This window comes from Klenkia sesuvii (genome assembly GCF_037083825.1).
Lineage (GTDB): Bacteria > Actinomycetota > Actinomycetes > Mycobacteriales > Geodermatophilaceae > Klenkia > Klenkia sesuvii.
On sequence record NZ_JBAPLU010000014.1, the window covers coordinates 77,219 to 93,187 of the forward strand.

15 protein-coding genes are annotated in these 15,969 nt (G+C 74.5%); 9 read left to right on the forward strand and 6 right to left on the reverse strand.

Annotated features, from left to right (window positions below):
• Positions 1-42: 42 nt before the first annotated feature.
• A complete protein-coding gene (locus tag TEK04_RS14195) occupies positions 43-867 on the forward strand; it encodes a PaaX family transcriptional regulator (RefSeq protein WP_336404999.1) in 825 nt (274 codons plus the stop codon).
• A 39-nt stretch (positions 868-906) separates the two neighbouring features.
• On the opposite strand, the gene TEK04_RS14200 is transcribed toward TEK04_RS14195, so the two are convergent.
• Positions 907-1,335 (reverse strand): MarR family winged helix-turn-helix transcriptional regulator, encoded by a 429-nt coding sequence (locus tag TEK04_RS14200; protein WP_336405000.1) that lies wholly within the window; start codon positions 1,333-1,335, stop codon positions 907-909.
• A gap of 76 nt (positions 1,336-1,411) precedes the next feature.
• On the opposite strand from TEK04_RS14200, the gene TEK04_RS14205 reads away from it, so the two are divergent.
• The 7 genes from TEK04_RS14205 to TEK04_RS14235 all read left to right on the forward strand — a co-directional run bounded on the left by TEK04_RS14205 (position 1,412) and on the right by TEK04_RS14235 (position 8,100).
• Entirely contained in the window at positions 1,412-2,317 is a 906-nt protein-coding gene (locus tag TEK04_RS14205) for an SDR family oxidoreductase (protein WP_336405001.1), read from the forward strand.
• 13 nt (positions 2,318-2,330) lie between these two features.
• Positions 2,331-3,194, forward strand: coding sequence for an amidohydrolase family protein (locus TEK04_RS14210; protein WP_336405026.1), 864 nt, complete (start codon positions 2,331-2,333; stop codon positions 3,192-3,194).
• 11 nt (positions 3,195-3,205) lie between these two features.
• The gene (locus TEK04_RS14215) at positions 3,206-4,735 is read left to right on the forward strand and encodes an acyl-CoA synthetase (protein WP_336405002.1); all 1,530 of its coding nucleotides are present in this window, start codon (positions 3,206-3,208) and stop codon (positions 4,733-4,735) included.
• Positions 4,732-5,199, forward strand: coding sequence for a MaoC family dehydratase (locus TEK04_RS14220; RefSeq protein ID WP_336405003.1), 468 nt, complete (start codon positions 4,732-4,734; stop codon positions 5,197-5,199). The genes TEK04_RS14215 and TEK04_RS14220 overlap by 4 nt, the downstream gene beginning before the upstream one ends.
• Before the next feature lie 265 nt (positions 5,200-5,464).
• Entirely contained in the window at positions 5,465-6,031 is a 567-nt protein-coding gene (locus TEK04_RS14225) for an LOG family protein (protein WP_336405004.1), read from the forward strand.
• Between the two features lie 36 nt (positions 6,032-6,067).
• A complete protein-coding gene (locus TEK04_RS14230; protein ID WP_336405005.1) occupies positions 6,068-6,970 on the forward strand; it encodes an alpha/beta fold hydrolase in 903 nt (300 codons plus the stop codon).
• A gap of 17 nt (positions 6,971-6,987) precedes the next feature.
• Positions 6,988-8,100 (forward strand): NAD(P)/FAD-dependent oxidoreductase, encoded by a 1,113-nt coding sequence (locus TEK04_RS14235; protein ID WP_336405006.1) that lies wholly within the window; start codon positions 6,988-6,990, stop codon positions 8,098-8,100.
• Positions 8,101-8,105: 5 nt separating this feature from the next.
• Here the strand turns inward: TEK04_RS14235 and TEK04_RS14240 are convergent, their stop codons facing one another.
• Positions 8,106-9,131, reverse strand: a complete 1,026-nt coding sequence (locus tag TEK04_RS14240; protein WP_336405007.1) for a GGDEF domain-containing protein — start codon at positions 9,129-9,131, stop codon at positions 8,106-8,108.
• 203 nt (positions 9,132-9,334) lie between these two features.
• The gene (locus TEK04_RS14245; protein ID WP_336405008.1) at positions 9,335-10,393 is read right to left on the reverse strand and encodes a GGDEF domain-containing protein; all 1,059 of its coding nucleotides are present in this window, start codon (positions 10,391-10,393) and stop codon (positions 9,335-9,337) included.
• Between the two features lie 207 nt (positions 10,394-10,600).
• Between TEK04_RS14245 and TEK04_RS14250 the strand changes: the two genes are divergently transcribed.
• The gene (locus TEK04_RS14250; RefSeq protein WP_336405009.1) at positions 10,601-12,547 is read left to right on the forward strand and encodes a helicase-related protein; all 1,947 of its coding nucleotides are present in this window, start codon (positions 10,601-10,603) and stop codon (positions 12,545-12,547) included.
• Between the two features lie 163 nt (positions 12,548-12,710).
• Here TEK04_RS14250 and TEK04_RS14255 read toward each other — a convergent pair whose 3' ends face one another.
• From TEK04_RS14255 to TEK04_RS14265, 3 genes are all read right to left on the reverse strand, one after another.
• Entirely contained in the window at positions 12,711-13,502 is a 792-nt protein-coding gene (locus TEK04_RS14255; protein ID WP_336405010.1) for an ATP-binding cassette domain-containing protein, read from the reverse strand.
• Positions 13,499-14,644: an ABC transporter permease gene (locus tag TEK04_RS14260; RefSeq protein ID WP_336405011.1), complete on the reverse strand. Its 1,146-nt coding sequence runs from the start codon at positions 14,642-14,644 to the stop codon at positions 13,499-13,501. Before TEK04_RS14260 ends, TEK04_RS14255 begins: the two co-directional genes overlap by 4 nt.
• A gap of 124 nt (positions 14,645-14,768) precedes the next feature.
• On the reverse strand, positions 14,769-15,833 hold the full coding sequence (locus tag TEK04_RS14265; protein WP_336405012.1) for a substrate-binding domain-containing protein: 1,065 nt from the start codon (positions 15,831-15,833) through the stop codon (positions 14,769-14,771).
• Positions 15,834-15,969 lie beyond the last annotated feature (136 nt).

Below are 15,969 nucleotides of genomic sequence, written 5' to 3' on the forward strand. Positions count from 1 at the left end.
CGCGCCGCGATGTGCTCTGATTCCCGGGACGAGAGGGGACGGATGGACGCGGCCGACGCCGGCGCACCGGCGCACCGCCCGCAGGCGCTGCTGCTGAACTTCCTCGGCGCGCTGGTGCTCGACGCCGACCTGCCGCCGCTGCCGTCCTCGACGCTGCTGGACCTGCTGGCCGACCTCGGCGTGGGCGAGGCGGCCGCGCGGGCGACCCTGCAGCGGATGGTGGCCCGCGACCTGCTCAACCGCGGCCAGGTCGGCCGGACGGCGGAGTACACGCTGACTGCCCGCATGGAGACCGTGCTGCGCCGAGCCGATGCGCGGGTCAGCTCGCCCGACCCGTTCGCCCACCCCGACGGCGGGTGGACGCTGCTGAGCTACTCGGTGCCCGAGACCCGCCGCGACCTGCGGCACCGGGTGCGCACCCGGTTGACCTGGGCCGGCTTCGGCGGGGTCCGCGACGGGCTGTGGCTGGCGCCGGGCACCGTGGACGTCGCCGACGTGCTGGGTCCGCTCGGCGAGGCCGCCGGCCTGGCCGACGCCTTCACCGCGCAGCCGATGCCGGGCACCGACGTCACCGCGCTGGTGCACCGGGCGTGGGACGTGCCCGCCGTCCGGGCCGCGCACGAGTGGTTCGCCGCCACCTGGAGCCGGCCACCCCGGGTCGCGGGGTCCTCGGCCCAGCTCACGCTGCTGGGCGCGGACTGGCTGCACCTGCTGCAGGTCGACCCCGGGCTGCCCGCCGAGCACCTGGGTCCGGACTGGCCCGCCCAGGCCAGCACCGCGCTGTACCGGCGCACCTTCGACGCCCTGGCCCCGGCCGCCCGCGCCACCCTGGAGCGCTCGCTGCGCGCCACCGGCCGCGTCGCCTGACCCCCCGCACCCCGGCGCAGCGGCCGGGCGTGGGGCGGGTCAGCCGGCGGCGGTCCAGATCCGGGTGAGGACGTCGCGCAGGCGGTCGCGCTCGGCCTCGGCGAGCAACCCCAGGGGGCCCTCGACCGCGGCGGTGGCGTCGCGCTCGGCGGCGACCCGCAGGGCGCGGCCGGCGTCGGTGGCCACCACCAGGCGGGTGCGCCGGTCCGCCTCGGATGGGCGCCGCTCCACCAGGGCCCGCCCGGCGAGCTCGTCGACCAGCAGCACGACCTGGGAGGGGTCCAGGCCCAGCACGTCGGCCAGGTCGCGCTGGGTCACCCCGTCGGGCGTCTCGCAGGCCAGGACCAGCACCGAGTACTGCCGGACCCGCAGCCCGTGGGTGGCGAGTGCGGCGTTGGTCGACCGGACGACGGCCCCGCTGGCCCGGGAGAGCAGGAACCCCAGGTCGTCGGTCAGCGGGTGAACCATGAGCACCTCCATCGTTGACAACCTCCACGATACCGACCTACGGTCCGGGCACCACCCCCTGTCACGAGGAGAACCCGTGGACCTGACCGGCAAGGTCGCCGTCGTCACCGGATCGGGCCGAGGCCTCGGCCTGGCCTACGCCCAGGAGCTGGCCCGCCGCGGCGCCGCCGTCGTCGTCAACGACGTGGACGCCGACGTCGCCCAGGCCGCCGTCGACAGCATCGCGAGCGCCGGCGGGACCGCGGTCGCCGAGGTCGTCCCCGTCGGCACCAGCGAGGCCGCGCAGGCCCTGGTCGACCGGGCGGTGGGCGAGTTCGGACGGCTCGACGTGCTGGTCAACAACGCCGGCATCCTGCGCGACACCACGCTGTGGAAGATGACCGACGAGCAGTTCGACGCAGTCGTCACCACGCACCTGCGCGGCACCTTCACCTGCACCCGGGCCGCCGCCGTGCGCATGCGCGAGCAGGGCGAGGGCGGGCGGATCATCTGCATCGGCTCCCCCACCGGCCAGGTCGGCAACTTCGGCCAGACCAACTACGCCGCCGCCAAGGCCGGCATCGTCGGCATGGTGCGCACCTGGGCGATGGAGCTGGCCCGCGCGCAGATCACCGTCAACGCCGTGGTCCCCGTCGCGGCCACCGCGATGACCGAGACCGTGCCCTTCCTCGAGCCCTACGTCACCGCCCTGAAGAACGGCGACCCGTTGCCGCCCTACGCCCGCAAGCAGCTGGGCTTCGGCTCGCCCCAGGACGTCGCCGGGCTGGTCGCCTTCCTGGCCTCCGACGAGGCCGCCGGCATCACCGGCCAGGCCATCGGCGTGGGCGGTGACCGGCTGGCGCTGTGGACCCACCCCACCGAGACCGTCGTCGAGTTCGCCGACGGCACCGGCTGGTCGGCCGAGGCCATCGCCGAGGTCTGGGGGCAGAAGTTCGAGGGCTCCAAGCAGACCGTCGGCCAGCAGTTCGAGCCGGAGAGCTGACATGGCGCTGCAGCTGGACCTCGACGCCCTGGTCGCCATCGACGTGCACACCCACGTGCACGCCGACACCCACGGCCACAAGGCCCTCGACGACGAGCTCAACGAGGCCGCCTCGAAGTACTTCAAGGGCGACCCCTACGACCCCACGGTGCCCGACATCGCCGCCGACTACCGGGCCAAGAACATGGCCGCGGTCGTGTTCACCGTCGACATCGAGCACGCCACGGGGCACCCGGCGCTGTCCAACGAGGAGATCGCCGACCTCGCCGCGCAGCACCCCGACGTGCTCATCCCCTTCGGGTCGGTCGACCCGGCGCGGGGTGCTGCCGGGGTCCAGCTCGCCCGCAAGCTGGTGACCGAGCACGACGTCCGCGGGTTCAAGTTCCACCCGTCGATCCAGGCCTTCGCGCCCAACGACCGCGCGGTCTACCCGCTGTACGAGGAGATCCAGTCCCTCGGTGTCCCGGCGCTGTTCCACACCGGGCAGACCGGCATCGGCGCCGGTCTGCCGGGCGGGCGCGGCATCAAGCTGCGCTACTCCGACCCGATGCTGCTCGACGACGTCGCGGCAGACTTCCCCGACCTGACGATCATCATGGCCCACCCCTCGGTGCCGTGGCAGGACCAGGCGATCTCGGTGGCCACCCACAAGGCCAACGTCTACATCGACCTGTCGGGCTGGTCGCCGAAGTACTTCCCGCCGCAGCTGGTCAAGGCGGCCAACGGTCTGCTCAAGCGCAAGGTGCTGTTCGGCTCGGACTACCCCCTGCTGCGCCCCGAGCGCTGGATGGCCGACTTCGAGACCCTGGAGATCAAGCCCGAGGTCAAGCCGCTGATCTTCAAGGAGAACGCCATCCGGGCCCTGGGGCTGCGGTGAGGAACCAGGGCTTGGGCGGCTGGCCCGAGCGCCGGCTGCGGATCTCCCCGCAGAAGCCGGCCCTGTGGTTCGAGGGGACGACGTCGACCTACGCCGACTTCGCCCACGACGTGCGGCGGGCCGCCGCCGCGCTGGCCGACCTCGGTGTGCAGAAGGGCGACCGGGTGGCCTGGTTCGGGGCCAACCACCCCACCGCGCTGCACACGCTCTACGCCTGCGGCCAGCTCGGCGCGGTCTGGGTGCCGGTCAACGCCCGGCTCTCGGCAGCCGAGGCGCAGTACGTGCTCGAGCACTCGGGCACCACCGTCGTCGTCCACGGTCGCGAGCACGCCGGGACGGCTGCGACCCTGCGCCCCGAGCTGCCCCAGGTGCGGGCGTGGGTCTCGGCCGAACCGGCCGAGGGCGCCGACGACTGGCAGGCCAGGGCCGCCGCGGCCGAGCCGGCCGCCCGCGACGAGGTGGTCACGCACGACGACCCCTGCCTGATCATGTACACGTCCGGCACGACCGGACGGCCCAAGGGCGCTCTGCTCACCCACGGCAACATGACCTGGTCCTGCCTGAACCAGATCCTGGGCTTCGACTTCACCCCCGACGAGCGCACGATGGGCCTGGCCCCGCTGTTCCACATCGGCGGGCTCAACGGCACGCTCAACCCCACGCTGCTGCGCGGGGGCTGTGTCGTCCTGGTCCGCGGGTTCGACCCGGCCGGCACGCTGCAGGTCATGGCCGAGCAGCGGGTGACGTCGTTCTTCGCCGTCGCCACGATGCTCGACGCGATGGCCAAGCAGCCGAGCTTTGCGACCCTGGACCTGTCGGCGCTGCGCACCATCGGCGCCGCCGGGGCCCCGCTCCCCCTGCCCGTGCTGCGCAGGTGGCTCGACCGCGGGGTCACCGTGCAGCAGGCCTACGGCATGACCGAGTCCGCGCCGGCCGGCACCGTGCTCGACAGCGCCGACGCCGTGGCCAAGGTCGGCTCGGCCGGCAAGCAGCAGTTCTTCGTCGACGTCCGGGTGGTCCGGCCCGACGGCACCGAGTGCGCGCCCGGCGAGGTCGGTGAGGTCGTGCTCTCGGGCGCGAACATCATGGCCGGCTACTGGGAGGCACCCGAGGCGACCGCCGAGGTGGTCCGGGACGGCTGGTACCACTCGGGGGACGCCGGCTCGGTCGACGAGGACGGCTACCTCTACATCCGGGACCGGTACAAGGACATGATCATCTCCGGCGGGGAGAACGTGTACCCGGCCGAGGTGGAGTCCGCCCTGCGCGAGCTGCCGCAGGTGGGCGAGGCCGCGGTCATCGGCATCCCGCACGAGCACTGGGGCGAGGTGGGCCTGGCGGTGCTGGTGCCGGCCACCGGGTTCGACCCGGGAACCGATCCCGACGGCGAGGGCGTGCGCGCCGCGCTGCGCGAACGGCTGGCGGGGTTCAAGGTGCCCAAGGAGGTGCGGTGGGTGGCCGAGCTGCCCAAGACCGCAACCGGCAAGATCCGCAAACCCGACCTACGGCACGCCTACGTGCCCACCGAGGAGGACGCATGACCACCACCGCCACGCTCGCCGAGCTGCCCGGCCTCAAGGGCACCGAGCTGGGCACCAGCGACTGGTACGAGATCACCCAGGAGGCGGTCAACACCTTCGCCGACGCCACGGACGACCACCAGTGGATCCACGTCGACGTCGAGAGGGCCAAGGCCGAGAGCCCCTTCGGCGGGCCGATCGCGCACGGGTTCATGACGCTGTCGCTGGCCGTGCCGCTGGCCACTGCCACCTACACGATCAGCGACTCGGTGATGGGCGTGAACTACGGCCTGAACAAGGTGCGCTTCCCCGCGCCGGTGCCGGTGGGCTCGCGGGTGCGCGCCACCACCACCCTCAAGGACGTCGAGGAGGTGGCCGGCGGGGTGCAGAACACCATCACCGTGGTGATCGAGCGCGAGGGCGGAGACAAGCCGGTCTGCATCGCCGAGTGGGTCACGCGCGCCTACGGCAAGCCCGCCGGCTGACCTCGCCGATCCCACACCCCGCGCCCGCCCCCGCCTCCCGCCTCAGGCCCGCCTCGGGCCCGCCTCGGGCCCGCCTCGGGCCCGCCCCGGGCAGGCATGGGAGCCCTTGCACCCGCTGACGAGCGCCGTCACCGGGTGCAGGGGCTCCCATGCGGGGTGGCCGGGGCGCGGCGGGTGCGGCCGGGGCGGCGGGCGGCGCGGCCTGGGCGCGGGCCGCGGAGGTGCGCGGTCCGGGGGCGCGCGGGGGGATGGCAACCTCACCGCCATGCGCATCGCCGTCTTCACCGGGTCGCAGCTCGGCCCGCCCCCGCACCAGCACGCCACCGCCGCGTTCGCCGAGTCCCTCGCCCGGGCCGGGGTGGGCATCGTCTACGGCGGTGGCCGCGCGGGGCTCATGGGCGTCCTCGCCGACGCGGCGCTGGCGGCCGGGGGCGAGGTCGTCGGGGTGATCCCGCAGCACCTGGTCGACGACGAGCTGGCCCACCCCGGGCTCACCGACCTGCGCATCGTGCAGACCATGCACGAGCGCAAGGCCGCCATGGCCGCACTCGCCGACGCGTTCGTCGCCCTCCCCGGGGCGGCCGGCACCCTCGAGGAGCTCTTCGAGGCCTGGACCTGGGGGATGCTGGGCCTGCACGCCAAGCCCACCCTGCTGCTCGACATCGAGGACTTCTGGCAGCCGCTGGTGCTCCAGCTGCGCCGCATGGTCGACGACGGCTACCTCGACGGCCGCCGCCTCGACGCCCTCGGCGTGGTGCACACCGCCGACGCCGTCCTGGAGTTCGTCGCCGGCTACCGGCACCCCGAGCGCAAGTGGGCCCGCCGGTCCTGAAACCCGCCCGGAACACCGCCGTGCTGCACTGGGTCGGTGGGTACCCGGCTGACCCGCCAGGTGCGGGTGGTGCACGGGCACACGCGCGCCTTCGTCACCGCCGGGTCGGGTCCCGCCGTCCTGCTGCTGCACGGCATCGGCAACAGCGCGCAGACCTGGGCCGGCGTGCTCGACCGCCTGGCCGAGCAGCACACCGTCATCGCCCCCGACCTGCTCGGGCACGGCGACTCCGACAAGCCGCGCGGTGACTACTCGGTGGCCGGCTACGCCAACGGCATGCGCGACCTGCTCAGCGTGCTCGACATCGAGCGGGCCACCGTGGTGGGCCACTCGCTGGGCGGCGGCATCGCCTACCAGTTCCCCGAGCGGTGCCAGCGCCTCGTGCTCGTGTCCAGCGGCGGGCTGGGCCCCGAGCTGTCGCTGGGGTTGCGGCTGGCCACGCTGCCCGGCGCCGACCTCGTGCTCGACCTGCTGACCGACGCCCCGTGGCCGCTGCGCACCGGGCTGGCCGCGCTGCGCCGGGCCGGCTCGGCCCTCGGCTGGCAGCAGGCCGAGGACCTCGCCGAGGCCGGCGAGGCCCTCCTCGAGCTCCGCGACGCCGAGGCCCGGACGGCGCTTCTGCGCACGCTGCGCAGCGTCGCCGACGTGCACGGCCAGGCCGTGACCTCGCTCGACCGGCTCTACCTGGCCGCCGAGCTGCCCACGCTGGTCGTGTGGGGCACCCGTGACCGGATCATCCCGGTCGCGCACGCCCACACCGTGGCCCGCACCGTGCGCGGCGCGCAGGTCGAGCTGTTCGAGGGCGCCGGGCACTGGCCGCACCTGAGCGCACCCGACCGGTTCGCCGCGGTGCTCCTGGACTTCCTCGCCGCCACGCCCCCCGTCGACCACGACCGGGACACCTGGCGTTCGGTGCTGACCCAGCCCGCCCGCCTCTGAACGCCTACCGTCGGGGCGTGGCGTCGGCGCGGACCTGGTGGGACGTCGTCGTGGTCGGCGGCGGACCGGCCGGGGCCGCCGCGGCGCTGTCGGCCCGCCGGCACGGCGCCTCGGTGCTGGTGCTCGACCGGGCCGCCTTCCCCCGCGACAAGGTGTGCGGGGACGGCGTCGCACCCGAGGCGCTCGACGTCCTCGCCGCGCTGGGGGCCGACGTCGCGGCCATCACGCGCGGCTACCCGGCGGTGCCCCGGCTGCGGCTGACCTCCCCGGCCGGCCGCACCGTCGAGCGCACCATGCACCGGCCGGCCGTCGTCGTCCCCCGGGCGGTGCTCGACGGCCGGGTGCTGGACGCCGCCCTGGCCGCGGGCACCGAGCTGCGGCGGCACACCGTGCGGCGCGTCGTCCCCGGGCCGCACGGGGTGGACATCGACGGCGTGCTCACCGCCGGCGTGCTGGTCGGGGCCGACGGTGCCGAGTCGGTGGTGCGGCGGGCCCTGGGCATCGGGCCGAACCGTCCCGACCGGCTGGCCGTCGCCATCCGCGGCTACGCCCGGGCGGGCCAGCACGGCGTGCAGGTGATCACGACGACCGAGCAGCGCTGGCCGGCGTACGCGTGGTCGTTCCCCCTCGGCGACGGCCGGGCCAACGTGGGCTACGGCGAGCTGGTCAGCGCCGGCGCCACCCGCGCCGGGCTGGTCGAGGGTCTGCACCGGTTGCTGCCGGGGGTCGAGCCCGAGGGGCTGCGGGCGCACCGGTTGCCGCTGTCCACCGGGCGGCCGCGCCAGCCCGACGGCCGGGTGCTGCTCGCCGGCGACGCGGCGTCGCTGATCAACCCGCTGACCGGCGAGGGCATCTTCTACGCGGTGCTCTCCGGGGCGTTCGCCGGCGCGGCCGCCGCCCACGGGGCGCAGGCCGGCCGGGTGCTGCGGCGGGCGTTGGCGGGGCGGCTGGGCACCCACCTGCGGCACTCGACCACGGCCTCGCGGCTGAGCAGCCGACCGTGGCTGATGGACGCCGCGTTCGGCGCGGCGGCGGCTGACCAGCGGGTCTTCGACGACGTCGTCGCCTTGGGCCTGGCCGACGGCCGGCTCACCCCGCGCACGCTGCTGCGTGTCCTCCGCCCGCGCTGAGCCGGTCAGGAGGCGATGGCGAAGCGGTCGCGGCCGGCCCGCTTGGCGCGGTAGAGCGCGGCGTCGGCGGCGGCGTACAGCGCCGGCAGGTCACCGGCGTCCGAGGGGGCGTGCGCGGCACCCACGCTGACCGTCAGCGGCAGCTGCCCGCCCCCGGCCAGGGCCATCGGTGCGGCCCGGACCGCGGCCACCAGGTCGGCGGCGCGGCCGGCGACCCCCTCGCGGGCGCAGCCGGGCAGCACCATCACCAGCTCGTCGCCGCCGAGCCGCCCGACCACGCAGTCGTCGTGGCGCACCTGGCCGCGCAGCACCTCGGCGAGGTGCACCAGCGCGTCGTCGCCCACCAGGTGACCGTGCACGTCGTTGATCTGCTTGAACCCGTCGACGTCGACCATGAGGACGGCGACCTGGCCGCGCCCCAGGGCCGCACCGAGGGCACCGTCCACGGCACGGCGGCGCAGCAGGCCGGTGAGGCCGTCGGAGCTGGCCTGCTGGTGCACGTCGGCGAAGGCCTGGTCGCGGCGGTCGCCCGCCCGCACCAGCACGACCGTCACGGCCAGCATGGCCGACCCCACCACGAGGGCGTCGGTGGCGCCCTGCGCCGTCGGGTTGACCAGCACGGTGGTCGTGCCGCAGGCCAGCACCCCGGACACGGCGGTCAGCAGCGCGCCGGGCCCGCGCAGCTGGGTGGCGCCCAGCAGCAACGGGACGACGAGGAAGATCTGGCTGGCGGCCGAGGCGTCCTGGGTGATGAAGTTGGTGGTGGCCACGACCCCGGACCCGAACAAGGGGACGGCGAGCATGGCCCCGCCCCGGTCGAGGCGGTCGGCGTCTCCCCGGGCCAGGGCCCAGGAGAGCGCGAACAGGACGGCGGAGACCAGCACGCAGCCGGCCATCGGGGCCGGGTCCAGGCGCGGTGGCAGGAAGAGCGCCCACGGCAGCAGCACCAGACCGCTGAACATGGTCAGCGTCGCCGCCGACCGCGCCGCCGCGACGGGCTCGCGCGCCCTCAGTCCCCCGGGTACCTGCACGCCCCGACCATCGGCCGATCGGCACCCCGACCTCAGGCCACCTCACCCGGTCGGGGGGCAGACCCCCGCAGGACCGGATCAGCGTCGCCGGCGAGCCGTTCGACGCGGCCGAGGTGGGGCTGGGCCACCTTGACCGGTGTCGGTGCCGCGGACAGCGGCCGCGAACGCGGTCCCCGCCGTTCCGCGTGCGCTGGGGGCAGCGGTCAGGCCCTCGCCACCGCGAAGCCGTCGCGACCGGCTCGCTTGGCGACGTAGAGGGCCGCGTCGGCAGCGGAGTACAGCGAGCGGACGTCGGCCGCGTGCTGGGGGGCGTGCGCCACCCCGACGCTGACGCTGAGTGGCACCGTCGTCCCGTCCTCCAGCACGAGCGGCGCACCGCGCACCGCCGCGACCAGGTCACCGGCCCGGGCGCGGGCGACGGCCACCGGGCAGCTGGGCAGCAGCACGGCCAGCTCGTCACCCCCGAACCGGCTCACCACCGCGTCGGTGCTGCGCACGGCCGCGGCCAGCACCTCGCCGACGTGCCGGAGCACGGCGTCCCCCACCGGGTGTCCGTGCCGGTCGTTGACCGCCTTGAAGTGGTCGAGGTCGACCAGCACGAGGGCCGTGCCGACGGTCGTGCGGGCGGTGGACAGCGACGCGGCCAGCGCCGCGTCGAGCACCCGGCGGGTGACCAGGCCGGTCAACCCGTCGACCGCAGCGGCCCGCTCCAGCTCGGCGACCAGCCGCCCGAGGTGCTCCATGACCAGCACGACGGAGCCGCAGAGCAGCAGCAGCGAACTGCCGACCAGCACGGCGTCGACGGCGAGGACGATGCGGGAACCGGGGCGGGTGTCCACCAGCACCACGGCGCCGCCGAGGCAGCCGAGCAGGGTGACGACGACGGCGAACCCGCGGCGGAAGTGGCTGCTGGCGTACAGCACCGGGATGCAGAGCAGGATCGCCCAGCCGTGCTGACCGGGGCCGACCAGCAGGGTGCCGGCCACGATGGCCACGGTGGCGGCCACCGCAGCTGAGGCCGCGGCCAGGTCACCGAGCGCGGTGCGGACCGGGGCCACCCAGACCAGCAGGCCGTGCACGAGCAGCTCGGCGCCCAGCGCCCAGGACCAGCCCGACCCGGCGGCGCGCGGGAGCAGCGCCGTGGCCGCCGTCAGCAGCACGGCACCGGCCAGCAGCAGCGGCACGGTCACCGTGCGGGTCAGCCCGGGGCGCAGCGGGCGCGACCAGGCCGGGCCCCGACGCGCCCACGGTGCGCGGGGCACCGGCGGCGACGGGTGGGTGACTGGCTGCACCCCGACGGCATCGGCGCTGGTCGGAGCTCTCCTCTGCGCTCGACGGCGTCCCTCACCCCCTGGGGTGGGGTCGTGTGCGACCGTGGAGTCGGGCACAGAACGGCCGCGGCCGCTGTTGCCCGTGGCGAGGTCCCGCTGCGCACCTGCGCCGGCCGCCCCCAGAACCCGAAGGACACCGTGACACCTCCCTCCCCCACCGCCCGCCGCCGCGTGCGCATCCCCGGTGAGCGCACCTCGGCGCAGGCGGCCCGCAACCGCGCCGAGCGCACCGCCCAGCAGACCTGGGTCGACGGGGCCGAGCCCGCCCTGCCGGTGCGCACCACCCGGCCCGAGCACGTCGTGTTCCACCTCGGTCCCACCAACTCCGGCAAGACCTACGAGTCGCTGCAGGCGCTGGCCGCCGCCGGCTCGGGCGTGTACGCCGCCCCGCTGCGCCAGCTGGCGCACGAGGCCTACGCCAAGCTCGCCGAGCAGCTGCCCCCGGGCTCCGTCGGTCTCTCCACCGGTGAGGAGGAGATCGACCCGCACGCGCCGATCGTCTGCTGCACGGTGGAGAAGGCCCCGCCGCGCGGCCAGCTGCTGGTGCTCGACGAGTCGCACTGGGTGGCCGACCCCGACCGCGGCCACCACTGGGCCCGGCTGCTGCTCACCGGCGAGTACCGCGAGATGCACCTGATCTCCGCGGCCGAGGCGTTGCTGCTGCTCAAGCCGCTCGTGGCCGACGCCGAGCAGGTCGTGGTCGTCAACCACAAGCGGCTCTCCCGCCTCGACGTGCTTCCCGCGCCGGTGAAGCCCGCGCAGGTGCGCGCGCAGACCCTCGTCGTCGCCTTCTCGCGCAGGACCGTGTACTCGGTGGCCGCGCAGCTGGACCCGCACCGCCGCGGCAAGGTCGGTGTCCTCTACGGCGCCCTGCCGCCGGCCACCCGGCGCGACGTCATCGCCCGGTTCACCCGCGGTGAGCTCGAGGTGCTGGTGACCACCGACGTCATCGGCCACGGCATCAACGTGCCGGCCACGACGGTGCTGTTCGCCGAGACGCAGAAGTTCGACGGCACCGAGATGCGCCCGCTGCGCACCTGGGAGGCCGCGCAGATCGCCGGCCGAGCGGGGCGCTACGGGCTCACCGGGCACGGCCAGGTCGGCGTCCTGGGCGGCATCTCCGGGCTCAGGCCGATGCCCTCGCTGGTCGCCGCCGGTGCCGCCGTCGCGCGCGGCGACGTGATGAGCGACCTCCCCCACCGCAAGCCGCGGCTGCGCCCGGAGCTCGAGGACCTCGGCGCGTTCGAGCCGGTGGACCTGCCCGAGGCACTCAACCGCTGGTCGGTGTGGGCACGCAGCGCCACCCGCACCGAGGCCATGACCCCCGACGACGTCAGCGGCCTGGTGCTGCGGGTGCACGCGCTGCTGCCGATGCTGCGCGGCCCGCTGGCCACCGACCTGTGGACGGTCTGGCGGCTGGTCAACCTGGCCATCGACCACGACCCGCCGCGCAAGGTGCGCTGGCTGGCCCTGGCCCGCGCTGCCCTGCAGCACCAGGCCGGGCTGGCGGTCCCCCGGGAGCTCGTCCTGCCGCCGGTTCCGCGCGGCACCACCGTGCAGGAGTACGAGCTGGCCGCTGCCCAGGCCAGGGAGGCCCAGACCCTCCTCCGCTCGTTCCCCGGCGTCGCCGGGCTGACCAGCGACGACGCCGCCGACGTCGAGGAACGTTGTGCGGCCCGGATCACCGAGCTGCTGCCGGAGGCGATCACGCTGACCGCCGCGGCCCGCTGCACCTCCTGCGGGGTGGGCATCGCGCCCTGGTTCACCACCTGCCGCGACTGCGGCACCCGCCCGTCGGGCCGGACGTCGTCCGACCGCCGCCCGCCGCGCTCGGCCGGCCGCTCGGGCTCCGGTGCGCCCTCGTCCGGCCGCGGCGCCGCCGCGTCGTCGTCCACCGGCCGGGGTGCCGGGGGACGCTCGCCGCGGAGGTCCGACGTCGGCGCCGGCGGTCGCACCGACCCCCAGGCGTTCGACCGCGGTGCGCGGGGCCGCGGCTCGGACGCCGGTCCGCCGCACGGCGACTCGGCCCGGCCCAAGCACCGTCGCCGTGGCCGCTCCGCCGGCGGCCCCACCGGGGCCCGGTAGCTCCCGCCCACCCGCGTGCCGGACGGCGACGACGGCCCACGGGTCGGGGGTCCGCCGCCGACGGGGAGTGCCCGCACTGGTCCCCCGGCGAGGACCCGGGGGACCGGGCAGAACCAGCGCGCGGAGCCCCGTCCGTGGCCGCCGGTCTGGGGCTCCGCGCGGGTCAGGCCTGGGCCAACGGCTTGTCCAGACGGAACCGCTCGACCCCTTCGGCGCCCTCGACGACCGCCGCGGTCAGCTCCTCGACGCTGGTGTCCTCCCGCCGGGTGTCGAGGATCTTGCGACCGTGGTTCATCACGATGTGCCGGTCGCAGACCTGGTAGGCGTGGTGGAGGTTGTGGGTGACCAGCACCGAGCTGACCCCCTCGCCCTTGAGTGCCACCAGGTAGTTCAGCAGTGCCTCGGTGGCCCGGACGGCCAGCGCACTGGTCGGCTCGTCGAGGATGAGCAACGACCGCTTGAAGTGGACTGCGCGGGCGATGGCGACGGCCTGGGCCTGACCACCGGACAACGAGCCGACGAGCTGCTTGGCGCTCTTGATGCCCTCGATCGAGACCACGGTGTCCAGGATCTCGGTGGTGATGTCGTCCATCTTCCGGATCTTCATGAAGCCCAGCCGGTTGGTGATCTCCCGGCCGGCGAAGATGTTGCGGGTGATGGTCATCGACGGGATGAGTGCCGAGTCCTGGAAGATCGTCTCGACGCCGAGCCGCTCGGTCTCCGGCCGGGTGACCTTGGCCACCGGCTCGCCTTCCCAGACGTACCCACCGCTGGTCATCGGCACGACCCCGGACATGATCTTGACCAGGGTGGACTTCCCGGCGCCGTTGTCGCCCAGCAGGCCGACCACCTCGCCCCGGCCGATGGTGAACGAGACGTCGTCGAGGACCGTGTTGGCGCCGTAGCGCTTGGTCACACCCTGCAGCTCGAGCAGGGGTGTCGGGGTGGCGGTCATGTGGCCTTGCCCTCCATGAGCTTGTTGAACACGGCGGCCACGACGATGGACACGCCGACGAACAGCTGGACGTAGAAGCCGGGAGCCTTGCCGAGGATGAGGCCGTTCTCGATGAGGCGGATGAGGGCGGCGCCGATGATCATCCCGAGCAGGGTGCCGCGCCCGCCGGTGAGCGAGCAGCCGCCGACGACGGCCGCGGCGATCGCCAGCAGGGTGTAGTCGCCGGTGGTGGCGGGCTGCATGCCCGAGGTGCGGACGGCGATGAGCACGGATGCCAGCCCGACCATGAGGCCCATGAAGGCGAAGGCCTGCAGGCGGACCGTCTTCGGCTTGATGGAGACCGCGGCCGCCGCGGCGGGGTTGCCACCCACGGCGTAGACCTTGTTGCCCCAGCGGTGCCGGTGGAGCAGGAACCACACCAGCACGCCGACGCCGACGAGCCAGAGCAGCTGCGTGCGCCACCACCCGAAGTCCCCGGCGAAGAGGGTGTTCATGGTCTCGGTCTTCACCCCGGGGTTGAACACGGCCGGGGTCAGGCCGTTGACGAAGATGCTCACGCCGGTCCAGAAGAACGCCATCCCCAGGGTGGCGATGAACGACGGGATCCGGGTCAGCACCACGATGAGCCCGTTGATCACCGCCGCACCGACGGCGACGGCGATCGCCGCGACGAACGCGATCGGCCAGCCGGAGCTGTTGGACACGCGGATGAAGACGATGGCCGAGAGCCCGATGACCGCGCCGAGGGAGAGGTCGAACTCGCCCGCGATCATGAGGACCCCGGCGCCGATGGCCAGGATGGCCAGGACGGGGATGCTCTGGGAGAGCACGCCGGAGAAGTTCGACTGGTTCAGGAACGGGAAGTCGCCCGGTGCGACCAGGCTCGCCACGACGAAGGCGACCACGACGACCGCGGTGATCCCGCCGATCTCGAGGGCGCCGCGGCCGCGCAGGAAGGAGAGGTCCTCGCGCAGCTGTCCGAGCCGGGTGGTGGGTCGGCTGTCGGCCAGCCGCCGCTTGGTGGTGCGCTCCTCCAGCGCGAGGGCGCCGGCTGCCGGGGTGGCGGACGGGGTGGTTCCCGGGCTGGCCACCGCGGGTGGGGACGTCGGGGGGGCGGGGTTGTCGGGTGCCTGCGTGCTCATGTGTCGGGACTCCGTTCAGGCCGGCGCGTGGTCGGCGGAGGTGGCGGACGACGCCGCCGGGTCGATGCTGGGGTGCGGGCTGCCCGGCCGGGCTGCGGCCGGGCGGCCCGCGGTCAGGAGGGGCCTACCAGCGGACCGTCTGCAGCTCCGGGTCCTCGAGGTTGGCCACGTTCGACTCGTCGATCAGCGCGTTGCCACCGGAGTTGATGTCTGCCGGTGCGATGCCGAAGTCCAGGAAGAGGGTCGACTGCAGGACGGTCTGGAAGCCCTGGACGTATCCCTGCTGGTCGGCCGTGGCGATGATCCGCCCGGACTTGATCCCGTCGATCACCTGGGGGGAGGTGTCGAACCCGACGATGGGCACCTCGACACCGGCGGCGTCCTCGGCGGCCACGGCGTTGCGGTGGGGGGTGCCACCCAGGGGCACCACGGCCTTGACGTCCTGGTTGGCGCTGAGCCAGGTGGTCATGGCGTTGAGGGCCTCCTCGTCGGCCCCACCGGTGCGCAGGTAGGTGCACGAGACGCCGGCCGCGGCCAGCGCCTGCTCGACGCCGCCACCACGCTGGATGGCGTACTGCTGCTGCGGCTCCTCGGCCGGGCAGAGCACCTTGTCACCGGCCTGCAGGTCGACCTCCTCCAGCAGTCGCTCGCCGACCAGGCGCCCCACCTCGGTGAAGTCCTGACCCACGAACGCCTGGACGCAGTCCACCGCAGCCTCCGAGGGGGGGACGTTGTAGGCGAAGACGGGGATGCCGGCGGCGTCGGCCTCGCACGCCGCCCCTTCCCACGCCGGGTCGTTGAAGGGGACGTAGATGGCGGCCGGGTCGGTGGCGATGGCCGAGCTGATCAGGTCGACCATGCGCGAGGCGTCGCCGTCGGCGTTCTGCTCGGTGATGTCGAGGCCACCGAGCTCGGCGGCGTCCCTGGCACCCTGCGAGATCTGTCCCCAGAAGGCGTCGGTGGACGGGTCGTAGTACTCGATGAAGGTGACCGCCCGGGCCTCGTTGCGGCTACCGAACCCGTCGTCGAGCCCGCCCGCGGCGCTGCCGCCGCCGGAGGAGTCACCGCCCCCGCAGGCAGCGAGGGTGATCGCGGCGACCGGCAGCAGGGCCAGCAACGGACCGCGACGACGCAGCGTGGCCGAGCGGGGGGCCTGGCCGAGGGGGCGAGCGGGAGGAACGTGCGACACGGTCCGATCTCCTTCAATGGTGGCGGCGGGGGGGCGTGGACGCCGGCCTCGATGTGGCTGGGACGGTGACCTGGGTCATGTGTGATCCCGGTCATGCGGCATCACACTCGTGTCGACATGTCCTGTCAAGACTTTG

Coding starts and splice junctions, on each gene's coding strand:
- TEK04_RS14195 (WP_336404999.1), top strand. CDS start 43: ATGGACGCGGCCGACGCCGGCGCACCGGCGCACCGCCCGCAGGCGCTG.
- TEK04_RS14200 (WP_336405000.1), bottom strand. CDS start 1,335: ATGGTTCACCCGCTGACCGACGACCTGGGGTTCCTGCTCTCCCGGGCC.
- TEK04_RS14220 (WP_336405003.1), top strand. CDS start 4,732: ATGACCACCACCGCCACGCTCGCCGAGCTGCCCGGCCTCAAGGGCACC.
- TEK04_RS14225 (WP_336405004.1), top strand. CDS start 5,465: ATGCGCATCGCCGTCTTCACCGGGTCGCAGCTCGGCCCGCCCCCGCAC.
- TEK04_RS14255 (WP_336405010.1), bottom strand. CDS start 13,502: ATGACCGCCACCCCGACACCCCTGCTCGAGCTGCAGGGTGTGACCAAG.
- TEK04_RS14260 (WP_336405011.1), bottom strand. CDS start 14,644: ATGAGCACGCAGGCACCCGACAACCCCGCCCCCCCGACGTCCCCACCC.